Raw genomic sequence first — 17,709 nt, 5'->3', positions numbered from 1 at the left:
CGGCAGTGTCAACATCGACTGCATGAGGCTTTCCGAGGCTGTGGTGACATACCTGCGGCTCAAGGGTGACGGGAAAGGGATCACCTTTCACCGGGCAGCAGAGCGGGCTTGCGGCTATGTGATCGACACCTGCGGAGACAAGCCTCTCACGAGCTACACGAAGGCGGACGCCAATGCTTTCCGCGATGCTCTGATTGCTCGTGGCATGGCTGGCAGCAGCATTACCTGGGTCTTCGGCACGGTGCGGTCGGTCATCAACTTCGCTGGCAATGAAGAGGGGATCGAGCTGATGAACCTCTTCGGCAAGGTCTACTACGACCGTTCAGCAGGTGTTTCGGACCGTCAGCCTGTTCCGGTTGAGGCTATCCATGCTGTACAGGCCGAGTGCTACCGCCTGGACGATGAGATGCGCTGGCTGGTTGCTTTGGTCGCGGATACGGGGATGCGGATAGCAGAGGCAGCGGGGCTGCTCTGCGAGGACATCGTGCAGGACGCTGACGGCAACTACACGGCCCGGATTACTCTGCACCCGTGGCGTAGGCTCAAGACGGCTGGCAGCGCGAGGGAAGTCCCTCTCGTTGGCTCGGTACGATGGGCGGCAGGGCGGCTGTTGGAGGCGCAGGACGGCACGGCTTTCGCCTTCCCTCGCTATAACAAGACCGACACCACAAACGCGAATGCTGCCAGTGCAGGTCTCAACAAGTGGCTCAAGGCCTATGTGCCGAAGGGGACCACCATGCATAGCTTCCGGCACTCGATGCGTGACCGGCTACGGGCAGTGGAATGCCCAGCAGACATCGTGGCCAAATCGGCGGTTGGCAAACCGAGGGCGTCGGTCACGGTTACGGGAAAGGCTACCCTCTGATCGTCTTGCGAAGGTGGATGCAATCCGCAGCTGCCGGCGAAACGTAAAGGTTCGATCCCTGTAAGGGACGGACAAGACGACTGCCCCCGTACCGGATTGAAGGACCATTGGCGCCAGTCCGCCCGGCCCCAGGGGAATGCTTTGACCAAAGGGACAAAGGCCTGAAAAAGTCTCACTTGCACAAGAATTAGGCCGTGATCGAGCTGCAGTTCACCAGGGCATGTCAGGAAGGAGGACCCCCGAATGACAATCTCGAACATTGGCCAGCCGCTCGATCAGCTCTGGCAAGCCGCGCAGAATGCCGCATCCACGAACACGAACACGAACACGAATACGAACACGAACACGAACACGAACACGAACACGACGACTGAGCCGACGACATTCAGTGGTACGCAGACCTCACCAGCAATCATCGTGGATATTTCAGAAGGCGCGAGCAGCAGCACGACCAGCACGCCGACGATGACCAAAGCAGAGCAAGACGCTGCGAAGGCCGCGTTAGAGGCTCAGGAGGAAGCTGCTGAAGCTGCTGCAAAGGCCGCGGAGGACGCCGCGAAGGCGCAGGCCGAAGCCGAGGAGGAGGCTCTCGAAGCTGCCGAGAAGGCGGCGAAGGACGCTGCGGAAGCTGCCGAGGACGCTGCAAAGGCGCAGGCGAAAGCGGAGGAAGAGGCACTCGAAGCTGCTGAGAAGGCGGCTAAGGAGGCCGCTGAGGCTGCTGAGGACGCGGCCAAGGCTCAAGCCAAGGCAGAAGAGGAGGCTCTCGAAGCCGCCGAGAAGGCTGCTGAGAAGGCTGCTGAGGAAGCAGAAGATCTGGCCAAGGCTGAAGCCAAAGCCGCTGGGAACGCTTCTGCGCACCAAGGCGATACAGTTGCTGGTCCCGCTGCCGTACAGGGAGCGGGTGCCAAGGCTGCGAACGGCGCCAGCGATGAGGCTGTCGCAGGCGTGAACAAGGCATCTGAAAACTCGAAAGCCTCGGAGCGGGCTGGCCCGAAGGAGAAGGGCTGGAACAAGGTCGATAACTCGCTGACCGCAACCGTTCGTCCCGAGGAAGCCCATGAGGCCGACGAGGATGTCGATGTCGCCGCTTCGCGTGCAGCCGCCGAGCGGGTTCAAGCCAAGATGATGCAGGAGTCGCTGATTTCCCTGATCGGCAGCGCTGACACGGTTGGCATCACACTTAAGCCGATCGAAGCTGCCTCAACCGAGCGAGCGAATGGCGTATATACTGCGACTTCGGCTAAGTCGGAGGCGGTAGAGGGCAAGCAGCGCGTCTCGGTCGCTGCGTAATATCGCCGCCGAATGGAGAAAGACCGGGGCCTTCCCGCCCCGGTTTATCTGCAAGTTTCGGTTTTGCATCGGCAGGCAAGATGAGAGTTGCTTGAACTGCGCAGTTGTTCGATCAGTGGCCAAAAGCGAGGAAGTGGGTCACGGCCTCAGACAAGGCGGTCATTCATCTGTGCTGCTCAGGCGAAGTGGTCAATTGCCGGATCTGAGCCGTGACACCGCCAGTTAAACAAGCATAACTCGTCAAACACAGACCAGACCTACCAGAAAAACTTGCTTTCCGTTAGGGAATCTTCATCCCTGAGGTGATCTGTACGAGGTCAGACGCAACTGCTTTCGGCAGGCATACCTCCGGAATGTACTGCGCCTTGGCTTGATCCAGTCAAAAGCCGAGGCGCATCAATACGTTGGAGGTTTCCCTGGTACCTGTAGCGGGAACAAAACTCACCCCACCGGCACCAGCTTTGCTCACGTTTCGATGCGAAGCCACTCTTGGGGCTGGCCCGCGCCGCGTGCTCGCGATAGGTCCGACTGGCGCGCAGGTTGCGCGCGGGGGGACCGATCATGCAGCGCATCGCCACGGGCGCCCGCCCGGATTTCGAGGATAAGGCCCGCGAGGCCGGCTTCACCTTTCATCACATGCATGGCGAGCCCTATTGGGACGAGGACACCGTCTACGCCTTCGATCTCGACGAGGTCGAGACCATGATCGAGGACCCGGCCACCGAGCTGCACGGCATGTGCCGCGAGGCCGTGGACCACGTGCTGCGCTCCGACGATTTGATGGACCGCCTCGCGATCCCCGAAGCGGCCCGGCCGATGATCGCGGCGTCTTGGGAAGCGGGCGAGCCCGAGCTCTACGGGCGTTTCGACCTGGCCCATGACGGCGAAGGTCCCGCGAAGCTGCTGGAATACAACGCCGACACGCCGACCGCCCTCTACGAGAGTGCGGCGTTCCAGTGGCAGTGGCTCGAGGACATGGTCGAGGCCGGAGCGCTGCCCGAGGGCTCGGACCAGTTCAACGGCCTCCACGAAGCGCTGGTGGCGCGGCTGGCGGAGATATTCGCGCCCGATACCGATCTGCATTTCGCCTGTTTTCCCGATGACCCCGAAGATTACGCCACCACCGAATACATGGCTTGGGCCGCACGCGAGGCGGGCCTCGGCGCGCATTTCGTGCCGATCCCCGAAATCGGCCTGACCGAGGCGGGCCAGTTCGCCGATGGCGAGGGCCGGGTGATCGGCGCGATGTTCAAGCTCTACCCCTGGGAGGACATGCTGCGCGATGACTTCGCCGAGGCGCTGCCGCAGGCCCGCTGCCAGTTCCTCGAGCCGCCCTGGAAGGCGATCCTGTCGAACAAGGGCATCCTGCCGGTGCTGTGGCGGCTGTTCGAGGGGCATCCGAACCTGCTTCCCGCCTATTTCGAGGATGAGGCGACCCAGCCCGCCGCCCGCGCGGCACTGTCGGACGGCCATGTGCGCAAACCCCTCTTCTCCCGCGAGGGATCGAGCATAGATATCGTGACGCCGCAGGGCAGGGAGCGTGCGCCGGATCGCAGCTATGACGGCCATCCGGCGATCCTGCAGGCCTACCATCCGCTGCCGGTCTTCGACGGCATGCACCCGGTGGTCGGCGCTTGGATCGTCGGCGAGACTTGCGTGGCGATGGGGCTGCGCGAGGATCGCGGCCGCATCACGCGCGACCTGAGCCGCTTCAAGCCGCATTTCATTCGCGCCTGACCGCGCGCGAGGAGGAGACCGCCATGACCATCGCCAGCCATCCCCCCGCTACACCGCGCAAGCGCTCGCGCCACGTGCGCATCGCGCTTTTGGGCGCCGCCGCCTTCAGCCTGGCCGCCTGCCGCGAGGAGGAGGTGCCCTCCGCAGCCTTCCCGACGCTCGATGCCTGCCTCGAAGCCGCGGCCGGGCCGGGCACCTGGGTCACCGAGGAAAGCTGCGAACAGGGCTTCGGCGAAGCGCTCGAGGCGCATGTCGAAACCGCGCCGCGCTATGACGAAGAGGCGCTCTGCGAGGCCGAACATGGCGGCGAATGCATGGTCGAGGAACGACCGGGCGGCGGTGGCTCGGTGTTCCTGCCACTGATGGCTGGCTACCTTCTGGGCAACATGCTCGGCGGGCGCGGCGCGATGGCGCAGCCCTTCTACGGCCGCTCATCCGGCGGCTTTGCCACCCCCGGCGGTACGGTGCTGAACCAGGCGCGTGGCAGCACCTCGCTGTCACCCAATGCCTTCAAGGCCGGGCCGGTGACCCGCACCGCGGCGCCGATGACCCGCGCCACCGTGGCCCGCACCGGCGGGTTCGGTGCGGCCCGCACCGGCGGCGGTCTGCGCAGCTTCGGCGGCTGAGCCGCCGCCTTTGCCGCGTTTCACTGCTCTGGGCGGACAATTGTCCAGAAGCCGACCCACTAGCCGCGATGCGGCAACGACGAATAGTGGCGGTAATGAGGCAAAGGTATAGGTCGGTGGCGCATGGATTGTGGCGCCCTCCGTTCGGTCTATGGCGACAATAAAATGACCGGCAATCGCCAGTGGCTTGTTTTCGATGGCATTATGGCGGATTGGCGAAGTCTTCTGTTTCCTAAAGTCGGTCAATCTGCGCTCGGTGCGTCCATGAAGGCCCTCGCTTCTCCCGATAGATGACCCTTTGGCACCATGTTTTGGACAATTTTTCCTTTGTCGGTCGGGTCCTGCGTAATATTTGTGTTTCGAGCTTGGAAAGGACGCTCCGTCCCGAAGCTGGCGGAGTACGGGAATTCTGCATGTGACCCTGGGGGGAGACAGCAGACCTCTTCCTGGGCAGCCGCCCGAGCCGTTGCCGGAGTCCACCGGTGCGCCCATTGGCGGGCAGGCGGCGAAGATCTGAGCGAGTGCGGGCGGGGACGGTGTCCCGATGAAGGAGACGAGGAATGGCGAACGATCGGATCGACGGAACCCCGGGTGACGACACGCTGTACGGCGGGGCCGGCGACGACGCGATCTATGGCGGCGCGGGCAACGATCGGATCGACGGCGGCGCCGGGGTAGATGAAGTTTATGGCGGGACGGGCGATGATCACCTGTCCGGCGACGCGCATGACACGCTGTATGGCGACGAAGGCGCCGACACTTTCACCCCCGGGCGTGGCGGTGCCGTGTATGGCGGCGGCGCGGGCGAGGCGGATGATTTCGATACGCTCGACTTGCGCGGCATGGGCAACGTCTATGCCAAGGACATCGTCCCCGATGGCGACGGCAACGGCTCGAGCGGCTGGATCCAGTTCCTCGACGAGCACATGCAGCCGACCGGCGAGCGGCTCGACTTCTACAACATCGAGCACTTCAAGAAGGACCCGCAGGGCAACCACGCGCCCGACGCCCAGAACGACAGCGCCAGCACCAGCCAGGGCATGGCCGTCACCATCGACGTGCTCGCCAACGACAGCGACCCGGACGGTGATCCTCTGCGCGTCACCGGCGCGCGCGCCAGCCGCGGCGAGGTGGTCATTCAGGATGACGGTTCGCTGCATTACACCCCCGAGCCGGGTTTCACCGGCGACGTGGTGATCGAGTATACCATCACCGATGACCGTGGCGGCACCGACACGGCCGAGGTCGCGCTTAATGTGAGTTGCCCCAAAGGTCCCGACGGCATCGTCGAGGGCACCGCTGGCAACGACATGATCGACCTCGCCTATACCGGTGATCCGGATGGTGATCGGGTCGACAACGAGGATGCGATCCTCGGCGACGACGCCCCCAACGACGACCGGATCGAGGCTTATGGCGGCGACGACACGGTGCGCGCCGGCCTTGGCGACGACATCGTCCATGCAGGCGCCGGCCATGACACCGTCTATGGCGAGGCAGGCGACGACACCATCTTCGGCGGCGCCGGCAACGACACGCTTTTCGGCGGCGCGGGCAATGACAAGATTCATGGCGGCGACGGCGACGACGTGATCGACACGAGCGATGGCGACCGTCACGCCGATCTCGATCGCTTCGACAACCCCTATCCCGACCTCAAGGCCGATCCCGACCCCTATGACGACCGCGACCTGGTCTTCGGCGGCAAGGGCAACGACACGATCACGACCGGCGACGATCAGGACACGATCCGTGGCGGCGAGGGCAATGACATCGTCGATGCCGGCATCGATGACGATCTCGTCTATGGCAACAAGGGCAACGACCAGCTGACCGGCGGCGAAGGCAACGACACCATCTTCGGCGGCGCCGGCGACGACGTGATCCGCGGCGGCCTCGATCCCAAGTTCCCGGACAGCCTGAACATCCGCGACGATCAGGGCGATCTCGTCACCGACAACGGCCGGGACGAACTCCATGGCGGCAAAGGCAACGACACCATCCTCGGCCAGGATGACGACGACACGCTCTTTGGCGGGCAGGGCGATGACACGCTCGATGGCGGCATCGACGACGACACCGTCTTTGGCGGCAAGGGCAATGATACGATCATTGGCGGTCAGGGTAACGATTTCCTCTCGGGCGAAGATGATCGCGACAGCTTCATCGGCGGCAATGGTGGCGACCACGTGGTCGGTGGCGAAGGCGGCGACGACTACGACACGCTCGACCTGAGCGGCGAGGACATCGACCGGATCGAATACACCTCGGACGACCGCGAGGATGGCATCGTCTACTTCAAGGACGGCACCACGCTGCGCTTCGAGGAGATCGAGAACGTCGTGCCCTGCTTTACCCCGGGCACCGTGATCGCCACGCCGCGCGGCGAGCGGCTGGTCGAGGAGCTGCGCGAGGGCGACCGCGTCATCACCCGCGACAACGGCATCCAGGAGATCCGCTGGGTCGGCCACAAACAGGTCGGGCCGGCGCAGTTCCTGACCAGCCCGCATCTGAAGCCGGTGATGATCCGCGCCGGCGCGCTCGGCAACGGCCTGCCCGAGCGCGACATGATGGTCTCGCCCAACCACCGGCTGTTGCTCACCGGTGACCGGGCCCAGCTCTACTTCGAGGACAGCGAGGTTCTGGCCGCGGCCAAGCATCTGGTCGGCTCGCAGGGCATTCACGCCATCGACGTGATGCGCACCAGCTACATCCACTTCATGTTCGACCGCCACGAGGTGGTGCTGTCGAACGGCGCCTGGACCGAGAGCTTCCAGCCCGGCGACCACTCGCTCAAGGGGATCGGCGCCGAGCAGCGGGACGAGATCTTCGAACTGTTCCCCGAGCTTCGCGGTCGCGAGGGTCTTCAGGGCTACCGCTCCGCCCGCAAGTCGCTCAAGCGTCACGAGGCGCGCTTGATGGTAGTCTGAGAACACAAGGGCGCGCAGAACACGCGCCCGCCAAGTTTAACCAGTGCCGGGCGGGGGAGCGTATTCCTCCGCCCTTTTTCGTGCCAGCCATCCGGCCCAGTCCTCGGGCGTGTCGAGGTCGCTCAGCGCCGCCTCTCCGGGCAGGGGCACGAGCCGGGTCCGCGCGGCGTATGGGGCGAGCACGGCACGGCCACCCTGCGCCCCCGACAGGGCCGCGAAGCGCGGCCTGAGCGCAGCGTCGCAGAATGCCGGGTGGCCGGGACGGCCCGCCGCCGTCGCGCCACGCCAGACCAGCGTGCCATCATCGCGCGCCGCGGCAGCGATCACCTGCGCGATCATCGCCGCGTCAAGATCGGGAAGATCGGCGGGCAACAACCCGAAGCGCCGCGCCGGGGGCAGCCTCGCCACGCCCGCGCGCAGCGTGCCGCCCATGCCCTCAGCGCTTTCCTCGAGCGGCAGGATCACGGCGTCGAGCCCGGCGATCAGCGTAGCGCGCGGATCGTCTGGGCGCAGCGCCACATGGGCATGCGCCCCCGCCGCGATCGCCGCCGCCACCTGACGGCGCAGCAGCGGCACGCCGTCGATCTCCTGCGCGAGCTTGTCGGCGCCTCGCATCCGGCTCGAACGGCCTGCTGCGAGGATCAACAGGGGAAACACGTGCAACTCCCTTTCGATGGCTGGCGTTGGGGCCGTGACGCCGCGCGCATCAAGGCAGAAGCGGTCTGACACGGAAGAATGCATGTTTCCCACCCTGTTGCGCAAGATCCACCGCCTGTCGCGCCGGCTTTGGGTGCGCGTCGCGCTGATCTCCGGCCTCGCCTTCGTGGCGCTCGGCGCAGCCAAGCTGTTCGGCCCGATGATCCCCGACGGGCTGTCGGAAGTGATCGGTGCCGATGCGCTGAACCGACTGCTCGACATCATCTCCACATCGATGCTCGCGGTCACCACCTTCTCGCTGTCGGTGATGGTGTCGGTGCACCAGTCCGCCTCGTCGAAATGGACGCCGCGGGCGCATCGGATGCTGCTCGCCGACACCACGACCCAGACCGTCCTCGCCACCTTCGTCGGCGCCTATATCTATTCCCTCGCCGCGATCATCCTGCTGTCGACGCCCTATTACGGCGAGAAGGAGATCGTGACGCTCTACCTCGCCACGCTGGCGGTGCTGGTGTTGATCGTCTTCGTGATCCTGCGCTGGATCCTGCATCTGCAGGCGCTCGGCAGCCTCGTCGACACCACCGCGCGGATCGAGCGCGAGGCGTTGCGCAGCTTCAAGGTGCGGATGGAGCGACCCTGCCTCGGGGGGCATGTGCTCGAGCCCGGCGGGATTCCGGCCCATGCCCGACCGCTGCTCGCCGAGCGCACCGCCTATGTGCAGGCGATCTACGAGGAAAGCCTGCAGGCCGCGGCCGAGGAACATGACGGGCGGATATATCTCGACGCGCCGATCGGTCGCTTCGTGCACCGGGGCGAACCCCTGGCGCATCTGGTGGGCGGCGGCGAGGCGCTGGAACAGGCGGCCCGCGCGAACATCCATCTGGGCGAGCTGCGCACCTCCGAGCAGGACCCGCGCTTTTCGCTGATCATGCTGTCCGAGATCGGCTCCAAGGCCCTGAGCCCCGGCATCAACGACCCCGGAACCGCTATCGACGTGATCGGCCGGATCGGCCGGGTGATCGGCTCCTATCGCGACGAGATCGGCCACGGGATACACGAGGCCCTGCACGACCGGCTCTGGGTCGTGCCGCTCGACGCGGCGGATCTGATGCAGGACGGCTTCGGCTCGATCGCCCGCGACGGGGCGGGGCAGGTCGAGGTGCTGATCTCGATGCTCAAGACACTGGCCGCGCTGGAGCGCCACCCCGACCCGACCATCGCCGATGCGGCGCGCTGCATGAGCGCCGAGGCGCTGGCACGCGGCCGCGCGGCGATCGGTTTCGCGCCCGATCTCGAACGGCTCGAGGCCGCGACGCCCGAGGCGCTGCGGCGGCGCTGAGATCAGGGGATGATGCGGCTGTACTTGGTCCCCTCGAGCGTCGCACCGACCCGCAACCCGGTCTGCGCGAAGACCACCGCGATCACCGGCGAAAGCGACGTGATGGTCTCGGCGCGCAGCATCTCACCGCGGTCGTTGATCGCGTATTCGACATCGGCGCCCGCAGCCCAGCCCGGCGCGCGCCGGAAATCGCCCAGCGCCTGCTCGGTCATGAAGAAAAGCACGTGGCTGAATTGCTGCGCACCGATCTGCAGGCCTGCGCTGGCGGAAGTCGCGGAGTAGTAATCGACCACGCTTTGTCCGACGAGAAGCGCACCGCGCCCATAAGCGCCGCCGAGACCGAGACCGACCTCGGTCACCAGCGGCATCACCAGCATCCCCTTGGACTGGGCCGCGAGCTCGCGGGTGCCCGGGTAGCGGTCATACATGTGATCGAGCGTGCTCTGCACCCTTGCGTCGATGCGCGATCCGCCGTCGCTGCCCACACCGTTGCCGCAGGCGGCCAAAAGGCCGGTGGCGCCGAGGCCGAGCATCAGCCCGCGCCGTGTCGTCTTGTCCATGTCGCTGCCCCTCATGCGATATCGCGCCGCCCTTGTGTCCGGGCGGTCGGGCGAACCATAGGCCAGCCTGCCCGCGCTGTCATCCGCCGATGGCCCGGCAAGGTTCAGCCGGCCATGATCCGCGCGGCACGCGGCGCGAAATAGGTAAGCACCCCGTCGCAGCCAGCGCGGCGGAACGCCAACAAGCTTTCCATCATCACCCGGTCGCCGTCGAGCCAGCCGTTGCGCGCGGCGCCCTCGATCATCGCGTATTCGCCCGAGACCTGATAGGCGAAGGTCGGCACCTCGTAGGCGTCCTTCACGCGGCGACAGATGTCGAGATAGCTCATGCCCGGCTTGACCATCACCATGTCCGCCCCCTCGGTGAGGTCCCGCCCCACCATGCGCAGCGCCTCCTCGGCGTTGGCGGGATCGATCTGGTAGGTCTTCTTGTCGCCCTTGAGCGCGCCGGAAGCGCCGACGGCGTCGCGGAACGGGCCGTAGAAGGCCGAGGCGAACTTGGCGGCATAGCTCAGGATCGCCACCTGGCCGTGGCGCTCGGCCTCCAGCGCCGCGCGGATCGCACCGATGCGCCCGTCCATCATGTCAGAGGGGCCGAGGATGTCGGCCCCGGCCCGCGCCTGCGCCAGTGCCATCTTGACCAGCGCCTCGACCGTGGGATCGTTGACGATCTCGCCATCGACCACGAAGCCGTCATGGCCATTGGCGTTGTAGGGATCGAGCGCGATGTCGGTCATCAACGCCATCTCGGGCACCGCGTCCTTGATCGCGCGGATCGCGGTGTTGGTGAGGTTGTCGTCCGACCACGCCTCGGCGCAGTCCTCGGTACGGCTCTCGGGGCCGGTATAGGGAAACAGGCACATCGCCGGGATGCCCAAGCCATGCGCCTCGCGCGCAGCTCTCACGGCGCGGTCGACGGTCAGCCGCGACACGCCGGGCATCGATGCGATAGCGCTTTCTTCGTCGCGACCCGCCTGCAGGAAAATCGGCCAGATCAGGTTGTCGGGCGTCATCGTCGTTTCGCGCACCATCGCGCGCAGCGCCGGAGTCCGACGCAACCGGCGCGGACGCGAGAGCGGGTAGGGGGCGGAGAAGGGCTGCATGGGGCGTCTCCCGGGCGGGGTTTTCATATCACAATCAGGGGGTGGCACGGTTTGCCGTGGCCCACAAGGCTGGGCAAGCTCCGGACCCGCGTCTAGGCTCGGCCCGACTGCAAGACCGGATGTTGCCGAACGTGGACCTGACCCAGACGCTCTTCGAAGTGATCGACATGCGATCCTTCTCAAATCTCTGGTTCTGGATCATGCTGGCGCTCATCTGGTCCGCGGCGAGCCACCGCGTGCTCGGCGTGCCTTTCGACATGGTGGTACGGGCCCGCCGCTTCGGCGGTCAGTCCGAGCGCGATCTGATCGACATGGTGCGGATCAACATCAACCGGATGCTGCATCTGGGCCATGTCGCGGGCAGCTGGCTGATCGGCGTCACGACCTTCGGCCTGTCCTCGCTGTCGCTGCTGGCCTTCTGGTACGATATCGAGTTCGCCCAGGCGGTGGTGCTGATCCTGCTGCCGCTCAGCATCGTGGCGGCGATGAGCTTCGCCACCGCGCGGCGCATCGCCGTCGAGCGCCCGGAGGTGGAGGCGCTCTGCCGCCATCTCGCGAGGCACCGGTTCTGGGTGCAGCTCCTGGGCATGGTGTCGATCTTCGTCACCGCCATGTACGGCATGTATCAGAACCTTTCGGTCGCCCCGGGGTTCTGATCCTTCGGGACGCTTGACAGTGCCCGCCCGAAAGGTAGGTGAGCGCAATGGCAAAGACGAACGGCAGCAGGATCACGGTCTCGGGCGCGCCCGAAGGCTACGACGCGACACTGGTCCTCAAGGAGGCCGAGAAGGCCGGTGGCCCGGTGATCCATGTTGCGCGCGACGACAAGCGCATGGCGGCGATGCGCGCCGCGCTCGAATTCTACGCCCCCGACATGCCGGTGATCACCTTCCCGGCCTGGGATTGCCTGCCCTATGACCGGGTCTCGCCCGCCGCCGAGATCTCGGCCGCGCGCATGGCGGTGCTGGCGGGGCTTCTGCATGGCGGGCCGAAGCGCTTCGTGCTGCTCACCACGCTCAACGCCGCGACCCAGCGGGTGCCGGCGCGCGCCACGCTAAAGGATGCGGCCTTCACCGCCCATGTTGGCGACCGGATCGACGAAGCGGCGCTGCGCGCCTTTCTCGTGCGCATGGGCTTCACCCAGAGCCCGACCGTGACCGAACCGGGCGATTACGCGATCCGTGGCGGCATCATCGACATTTATGCCCCCGGTCAGGGCGGCCCGGTGCGGCTCGACATGTTCGGCGACGTGCTCGATGGCGCGCGCCGCTTCGACCCGGCCACTCAGCGCACCACCGAAAAGCTCGACCGGGTCGAGCTGGCTCCGGTCTCTGAGGTGATCCTCGACGAGGAGGCGATCACCCGGTTCCGGCAATCCTACCGCATCGAATTCGGCGCGGCCGGCACCGACGACCCGCTCTACGAAGCGGTCTCGGCCGGGCGCAAGCAGGCCGGGATGGAGCATTGGCTCGGCTTCTTCCAGGACGATCTGGAAACGCTGTTCGATTACCTCCCCGGCGCGCCTGTGACGCTGGACGACCAGATCGCGCCGCAGCGTGATGCGCGCTGGACGCTGGTCTCCGATGCCTACGAGACCCGCCGTCACGCGCTGGCGCAGAAAGGACGGATGGATTCGGTCTACAAGCCGAGCCCGCCGCAGCTGCTCTATCTTGACGACGACGCCTGGATCAAAGCCACCGAGGGCCGCAGGGTGCTGCGCTTCGCGCCGTTGCCGCAGGCCACGGGGCCCGGCGTGATCGACGCGGGCGGGCGCATCGGCCGCAACTTCTCGCCGGAACGGCAGCAGGAGAGCATCAGCCTCTTCGCCGCGCTAGCCGCACATGTGAAGGATCGCATGAAGGCCGGCCCGGTGGTCATCGCCTCCTATTCCGAGGGCGCACGCGAGCGCTTGTCGGGGTTGATCGAGGATGAGGGTCTGGTCGAGACGATTCATGTGCGCGACTGGAGCGGCGTCGGCAAGCGTGGGCTGTATCTCGCGGTTTGGCCGCTGGAGCACGGCTTCCAGACCGAGGATGTCACGGTCATCTCCGAGCAGGACGTGCTGGGCGAACGGCTGATCCGCCGCGCCCGCAAGAAACGCCGGGCCGACAACTTCCTTACCGAGGCGCAGTCGCTGAGCGCCGGCGATCTCGTCGTGCATGTCGATCACGGCGTCGGACGCTATCACGGGCTCGAGGTGGTGACGGCGGCCGGCGCCGCGCATGAATGCCTGCTGATCGAATACGCCGAGAACGCGAAGCTCTATCTGCCGGTCGAGAACGTCGAACTCCTAAGCCGCTTTGGCCATGAAGAGGGGCTGCTCGACAAGTTGGGCGGCGGCGCGTGGCAGGCCAAGAAAGCCAAGTTGAAGGAGCGTATCCGTCAGGCTGCCGACCGGCTGATCCGCATCGCCGCCGAGCGCGCGCTTCGCACCGCGCCACGGCTCGAGCCGCAGGACAGCATCTGGGAGCAGTTCCTCGCGCGGTTCCCCTATGACGAGACCGAGGACCAGCTTCAGGCGATCGAGGACGTGCTCAACGACCTCGAATCCGGGCATCCGATGGACCGGCTGATCTGCGGCGATGTCGGTTTCGGAAAGACCGAAGTGGCGATCCGTGCCGCCTTCGTCGCCGCGATGTCGGGGGTGCAAGTGGCCGTCATCGCCCCGACCACGCTGCTGGCGCGCCAGCACTACAAGAATTTCGCCGAGCGTTTCCGGGGCTTTCCGATCAACGTGCGGCCGCTGTCGCGCTTCGTCTCCGCCAAGGAGGCCTCCGATACCCGCGCGGGCCTGACCGATGGCAAGGTCGACATCGTCATCGGCACCCATGCACTCCTGTCGAAAAGCGTGAAGTTCCGCGATCTGGGCCTGCTGATCATCGACGAGGAGCAGCATTTCGGCGTGAACCATAAGGAACGGCTGAAATCGCTGCGCACCGATGTGCACGTGCTGACGCTCACCGCGACGCCGATTCCGCGCACGCTGCAGATGTCGCTCACCGGGGTGCGCGACCTGTCGATCATCGGCACGCCCCCCGTCGACCGTCTCGCGATCCGCACCTATGTCAGCGAGTTCGACACCGTGACCGTGCGGGAGGCGCTCCTGCGCGAGCGTTTCCGGGGCGGGCAGAGCTTCTTCGTGGTGCCGCGCGTCAGCGATCTGCCGGAGATCGAGGAGTTCCTCAAGACCGAGGTACCCGAGGTGTCCTACGTCGTGGCGCATGGCCAGATGGCGGCGGGCGAACTCGATGATCGGATGAACGCCTTCTATGACGGCCGCTACGACGTGCTACTGGCGACCACCATCGTCGAGAGCGGTCTTGATATCCCGACCGCCAACACGATGATCGTGCACCGCGCCGACATGTTCGGCTTGGCGCAGCTTTACCAGATCCGCGGGCGCGTCGGCCGCTCCAAGACCCGCGCCTATGCCTATCTCACCACCAAGCCACGTGCGCCACTGACGCCCGGCGCCGAAAAACGGCTGCGGGTACTGGGCAGCATCGACAGCCTCGGCGCCGGTTTCACGCTGGCGAGCCAGGATCTCGACATCCGGGGCGCGGGCAACCTGCTAGGCGAGGAGCAGTCGGGGCAGATGCGCGAGGTCGGTTTCGAGCTGTACCAGCAGATGCTCGAGGAGCAGATCGCCAAGATCCGCTCCGGCGAGGCCGAAGGACTGGCCGAGGAAGAGGGCCAATGGGCGCCGCAGATCAATCTCGGTGTGCCGGTGCTGATCCCCGAGGAATACGTCCCCGATCTCGACGTGCGGCTCGGCCTCTACCGGCGCCTGTCGGAGCTGACCACCAAGGTCGAGCTCGAGGGCTTCGCCGCCGAGCTGATCGATCGCTTCGGGCCGCTGCCTAAGGAGGTCAACACGCTCTTGCTGGTGGTACGGATCAAGGCGATGTGCCTGAAAGCCGGGATCAGCCAGCTCGATGGCGGGCCCAAGGGCGCGACCATTCGTTTCCACAATGACAAGTTCGTCTCGCCCGAGGGGCTGGTCGAGTTCATCCAGGACCAGAAGGGCCAGGCCAAGGTGAAAGACAACAAGATCGTCGTCATGCGCGACTGGACCAAGGAGGCGGACAAGATCCGCGGCGCCTTCGGCATCGCTCGCGACCTCGCCGAGAAGGTCAAGGCGAAGAAGAAGGCGAAGGCCGCTGTCTGATGGCCGAAGTGACTTTAGATACGACTTCCAAGCGGATGATAAGCTTGGTCATTCCGGCCTTCAACGAGGCTGGAAACATTGAGGTTCTGGTGCAGGAGGCGCTTGATCTTCTGCCCGATGACCTGCTGGGCGAGGTGATCGTCGTGGACGATTGCTCCACCGATGACGGTGTGGCGCGTCTGCGGGCGCTGAGCGCGCGCGAGCCGCGGCTTCGGGTGCTGCGCCACGCGGTCAATGCCGGGCAGAGCGCCAGCGTGCGTAGCGGCGTCGCCGCCGCGCGCTATCCGTTGATTGCGACGCTGGACGGCGACGGGCAGAACCCGCCGGGCGACATTCCGGCGCTGGTCGCGGCCTATGATCCGGCCGGGCCGCAACTGGTGGGCGGTGTCCGCGCCAAGCGGCGCGATACCTGGTCCAAGCGCACCGCATCGCGGCTGGCCAACGCGCTGCGCCGCCGTATCCTGCATGACGACTGCCCGGATACGGGCTGTGGGCTCAAGGTGTTCGAACGCGACCGGCATCTTGCCTTGCCGTTCTTCCATGGCCAGCATCGCTATCTCCCGGCGCTGTTCCGCGCCTATGGCGCCGCCACCGCCTATGTGCCGATCGGCGACCGGCCCCGGCAGCACGGCGCGTCGAAATATACCAACTGGCGGCGCGGCCTTCAGGGCGTACCCGACCTGATGGGGGTGCGTTGGCTGGTGATGCGGGCGCGTCCCGTGGGCGCGCAGGAGGTATCGTGACCATGCTCTCCAACTGGTTCGCCCAGAACGGCTGGGCCGAGATCGTCTGGCTCACCATCGGCTTCATGGCGCAGGCGATGTTCTCGGCCCGGTTCCTCGTGCAGTGGATCGCAAGCGAGCGCGTGCGCAAGTCGATCGTGCCCGAAGCCTTCTGGTACTTCTCGGCGGCGGGCGGCGCGATGCTGCTGGCCTATGCGATCTATCGGCAGGACCCGGTCTTCATCCTTGGCCAGGCCTTCGGCCTCGTGGTCTATGCGCGCAACATCTACTTCATCTGGACCGAGCGTCGCGCCGGCGAGCCGGGGCATGAAGGCTGATCGCCACTGGATCGCGGCGATCCTGCTCTGGGCCGTCGCGCAGGTCGCGTGGCGATTTGCGCAAGGGCCCTCGCTCGAACTCGACGAGGCCGAAGCTTTCTATCACGCGCGCCATCTGGCACTTGGCTATAACGCGCAGCCGCCACTCTATTTCTGGCTGCAATGGGCGGTCTTCCAAGTGGCGGGCGAAGGCATCCTCGCACTTGCCCTCCTGAAGAACGCGCTCCTGGCCGTGGGCGGGCTGGCCCTCTACGCCATGCTACGGCGTTTGCGCCCGCCCTTCGAGGCCGGGCTCGCGGTGATGGCGCTTGGCCTTTTGCCGCAGGTGCTGTGGGAGGCGCAGCGCGCGCTGACCCATTCGGTGCTGGCGATCTCGCTGTCGCTCGTGATCCTCGCGCTGGCCGACCGGGCGCTGCGCGGTCCGGGGCGGGCAAGCCCGGGCGTCTGGCTGGCCTTCGGCATCGCCGCGGGGCTCGGCGTGATCTCCAAGTGGAACGTGGCGCTGCTGCCGGCGGCCATCGCGGTGGCGGCGCTGATACGAGCCGAATGGCGGGCCCGAATCTCGCCCGCTGGCGCGCTCCTTGCGATAGCGGCGGCGTCCGCCGTCGTGGCAGCGCCGCTATGGTGGGTGACAGGCAACCTCGCTACCGCCAGCGGTTCGCTACACAAGCTCGGGATCGAGGCGACGGCGCCGCTGCTGCGCGCGTTCGAGGGTCTGGGCAGTCTCGCGGCGGCGTGGCTGGCCTTTTGCGGCCTCGTGATCCTCGTGATGATCGGCATCGCGATCGCCACGCGCAGGCGACCATGTTGGCGACCGGACGAGCAGGCGCGGCTGATGATCGCGGTGATGCTGACCGGCGCGGCGCTGCTCGCGGTCGGGCTGGTCGCGGGCGGTGCCACGGAGGTCAAGGATCGCTGGCTGTTGCCGGTCGCGCTCTTCGCGGGGCCCTTGGCGGCGCTTTGGGCGATCGACCGGCTCGGCCCCTCAGGCCAGCGGCGCCTTGGTATCGGCCTGGCCGGGCTATGGACGCTAGCCTTCGCCTTGCTGCCGGTCTCCGGCTGGGTCGATCCGGGCTATCGGGGCGCCGATTTTCCCGACTGGGCCGCGGAGATCGAGGCGGCGCATCCTGATCTGCCGATCGTTACCGACAGCATGTGGGCCGCCGGCAATCTCGCAATGATGCTGCCCGGCCGCGAGGTTCGGCTCGCAGCCGATGCGGATGAGCGCGACGGCGCGCACCTGTTGATCTCGGAAGCGGACGAGGCGACGGCTTTGTCGCAGCGACTGGGGCGCGATGCGACTCCGCAGGGGCGTCGCGAGATCGCGCATGGTGACGAGATTGCGGTCTTCCGCCTCGCCATCGGCGAGTGAGG

General features: G+C 66.2%; 14 protein-coding genes. 11 read left to right on the top strand and 3 right to left on the bottom strand.

Annotated elements, in window-relative coordinates; all coding sequences use genetic code 11:
* Nucleotides 1–22: 22 nt before the first annotated feature.
* From LOS8367_RS11345 to LOS8367_RS11320, 5 genes are all read left to right on the top strand, one after another.
* Complete coding sequence (locus tag LOS8367_RS11345) at nucleotides 23–865, top strand: site-specific integrase (protein WP_242665571.1); 843 nt, start codon at nucleotides 23–25, stop codon at nucleotides 863–865.
* Between the two features lie 243 nt (nucleotides 866–1,108).
* Nucleotides 1,109–2,155, top strand: coding sequence for a hypothetical protein (locus tag LOS8367_RS11335; protein WP_165761455.1), 1,047 nt, complete (start codon nucleotides 1,109–1,111; stop codon nucleotides 2,153–2,155).
* A gap of 561 nt (nucleotides 2,156–2,716) precedes the next feature.
* Nucleotides 2,717–3,892, top strand: coding sequence for a glutathionylspermidine synthase family protein (locus tag LOS8367_RS11330; protein WP_085896632.1), 1,176 nt, complete (start codon nucleotides 2,717–2,719; stop codon nucleotides 3,890–3,892).
* Nucleotides 3,893–3,915: 23 nt separating this feature from the next.
* On the top strand, nucleotides 3,916–4,518 hold the full coding sequence (locus LOS8367_RS11325; RefSeq protein ID WP_085896631.1) for a DUF1190 domain-containing protein: 603 nt from the start codon (nucleotides 3,916–3,918) through the stop codon (nucleotides 4,516–4,518).
* A gap of 560 nt (nucleotides 4,519–5,078) precedes the next feature.
* Complete coding sequence (locus tag LOS8367_RS11320) at nucleotides 5,079–7,448, top strand: Hint domain-containing protein (protein WP_085896630.1); 2,370 nt, start codon at nucleotides 5,079–5,081, stop codon at nucleotides 7,446–7,448.
* Nucleotides 7,449–7,484: 36 nt separating this feature from the next.
* Here LOS8367_RS11320 and LOS8367_RS11315 read toward each other — a convergent pair whose 3' ends face one another.
* Entirely contained in the window at nucleotides 7,485–8,105 is a 621-nt protein-coding gene (locus LOS8367_RS11315) for a nucleotidyltransferase family protein (RefSeq protein WP_085896629.1), read from the bottom strand.
* A gap of 82 nt (nucleotides 8,106–8,187) precedes the next feature.
* On the opposite strand from LOS8367_RS11315, the gene LOS8367_RS11310 reads away from it, so the two are divergent.
* Entirely contained in the window at nucleotides 8,188–9,444 is a 1,257-nt protein-coding gene (locus tag LOS8367_RS11310; protein ID WP_165761454.1) for a DUF2254 domain-containing protein, read from the top strand.
* A gap of 2 nt (nucleotides 9,445–9,446) precedes the next feature.
* Here the strand turns inward: LOS8367_RS11310 and LOS8367_RS11305 are convergent, their stop codons facing one another.
* Nucleotides 9,447–10,004, bottom strand: a complete 558-nt coding sequence (locus LOS8367_RS11305; protein WP_085896627.1) for a lipid-binding SYLF domain-containing protein — start codon at nucleotides 10,002–10,004, stop codon at nucleotides 9,447–9,449.
* Nucleotides 10,005–10,108: 104 nt separating this feature from the next.
* Entirely contained in the window at nucleotides 10,109–11,107 is a 999-nt protein-coding gene (hemB, locus tag LOS8367_RS11300) for a porphobilinogen synthase (RefSeq protein WP_085896626.1), read from the bottom strand.
* 119 nt (nucleotides 11,108–11,226) lie between these two features.
* On the opposite strand from hemB, the gene LOS8367_RS11295 reads away from it, so the two are divergent.
* From LOS8367_RS11295 to LOS8367_RS11275, 5 genes are read left to right on the top strand one after another with little or no spacing between them, the layout of a single operon-like run.
* The gene (locus tag LOS8367_RS11295; protein WP_085896625.1) at nucleotides 11,227–11,763 is read left to right on the top strand and encodes a component of SufBCD complex; all 537 of its coding nucleotides are present in this window, start codon (nucleotides 11,227–11,229) and stop codon (nucleotides 11,761–11,763) included.
* Nucleotides 11,764–11,810: 47 nt separating this feature from the next.
* The gene (gene mfd, locus LOS8367_RS11290) at nucleotides 11,811–15,275 is read left to right on the top strand and encodes a transcription-repair coupling factor (RefSeq protein WP_085896624.1); all 3,465 of its coding nucleotides are present in this window, start codon (nucleotides 11,811–11,813) and stop codon (nucleotides 15,273–15,275) included.
* A 35-nt stretch (nucleotides 15,276–15,310) separates the two neighbouring features.
* Complete coding sequence (locus LOS8367_RS11285; RefSeq protein WP_085896623.1) at nucleotides 15,311–16,018, top strand: glycosyltransferase family 2 protein; 708 nt, start codon at nucleotides 15,311–15,313, stop codon at nucleotides 16,016–16,018.
* Nucleotides 16,019–16,020: 2 nt separating this feature from the next.
* Nucleotides 16,021–16,335 (top strand): lipid-A-disaccharide synthase N-terminal domain-containing protein, encoded by a 315-nt coding sequence (locus LOS8367_RS11280; protein WP_085896622.1) that lies wholly within the window; start codon nucleotides 16,021–16,023, stop codon nucleotides 16,333–16,335.
* Nucleotides 16,325–17,707: an ArnT family glycosyltransferase gene (locus tag LOS8367_RS11275; protein WP_165761453.1), complete on the top strand. Its 1,383-nt coding sequence runs from the start codon at nucleotides 16,325–16,327 to the stop codon at nucleotides 17,705–17,707. The genes LOS8367_RS11280 and LOS8367_RS11275 overlap by 11 nt, the downstream gene beginning before the upstream one ends.
* The last annotated feature ends 2 nt before the right edge of the window (nucleotides 17,708–17,709 follow it).

Source organism: Limimaricola soesokkakensis (genome assembly GCF_900172345.1).
Classification (GTDB): domain Bacteria; phylum Pseudomonadota; class Alphaproteobacteria; order Rhodobacterales; family Rhodobacteraceae; genus Limimaricola; species Limimaricola soesokkakensis.
This window is presented reverse-complemented; position numbering and strand designations above follow the sequence as displayed.

Coding starts and splice junctions, on each gene's coding strand:
- LOS8367_RS11280 (WP_085896622.1), top strand. CDS start 16,021: ATGCTCTCCAACTGGTTCGCCCAGAACGGCTGGGCCGAGATCGTCTGG.
- LOS8367_RS11320 (WP_085896630.1), top strand. CDS start 5,079: ATGGCGAACGATCGGATCGACGGAACCCCGGGTGACGACACGCTGTAC.
- LOS8367_RS11295 (WP_085896625.1), top strand. CDS start 11,227: ATGTTGCCGAACGTGGACCTGACCCAGACGCTCTTCGAAGTGATCGAC.
- LOS8367_RS11335 (WP_165761455.1), top strand. CDS start 1,109: ATGACAATCTCGAACATTGGCCAGCCGCTCGATCAGCTCTGGCAAGCC.
- hemB (WP_085896626.1), bottom strand. CDS start 11,107: ATGCAGCCCTTCTCCGCCCCCTACCCGCTCTCGCGTCCGCGCCGGTTG.
- LOS8367_RS11325 (WP_085896631.1), top strand. CDS start 3,916: ATGACCATCGCCAGCCATCCCCCCGCTACACCGCGCAAGCGCTCGCGC.
- LOS8367_RS11305 (WP_085896627.1), bottom strand. CDS start 10,004: ATGGACAAGACGACACGGCGCGGGCTGATGCTCGGCCTCGGCGCCACC.
- LOS8367_RS11285 (WP_085896623.1), top strand. CDS start 15,311: ATGATAAGCTTGGTCATTCCGGCCTTCAACGAGGCTGGAAACATTGAG.
- mfd (WP_085896624.1), top strand. CDS start 11,811: ATGGCAAAGACGAACGGCAGCAGGATCACGGTCTCGGGCGCGCCCGAA.
- LOS8367_RS11275 (WP_165761453.1), top strand. CDS start 16,325: ATGAAGGCTGATCGCCACTGGATCGCGGCGATCCTGCTCTGGGCCGTC.
- LOS8367_RS11330 (WP_085896632.1), top strand. CDS start 2,717: ATGCAGCGCATCGCCACGGGCGCCCGCCCGGATTTCGAGGATAAGGCC.
- LOS8367_RS11310 (WP_165761454.1), top strand. CDS start 8,188: ATGTTTCCCACCCTGTTGCGCAAGATCCACCGCCTGTCGCGCCGGCTT.
- LOS8367_RS11345 (WP_242665571.1), top strand. CDS start 23: ATGAGGCTTTCCGAGGCTGTGGTGACATACCTGCGGCTCAAGGGTGAC.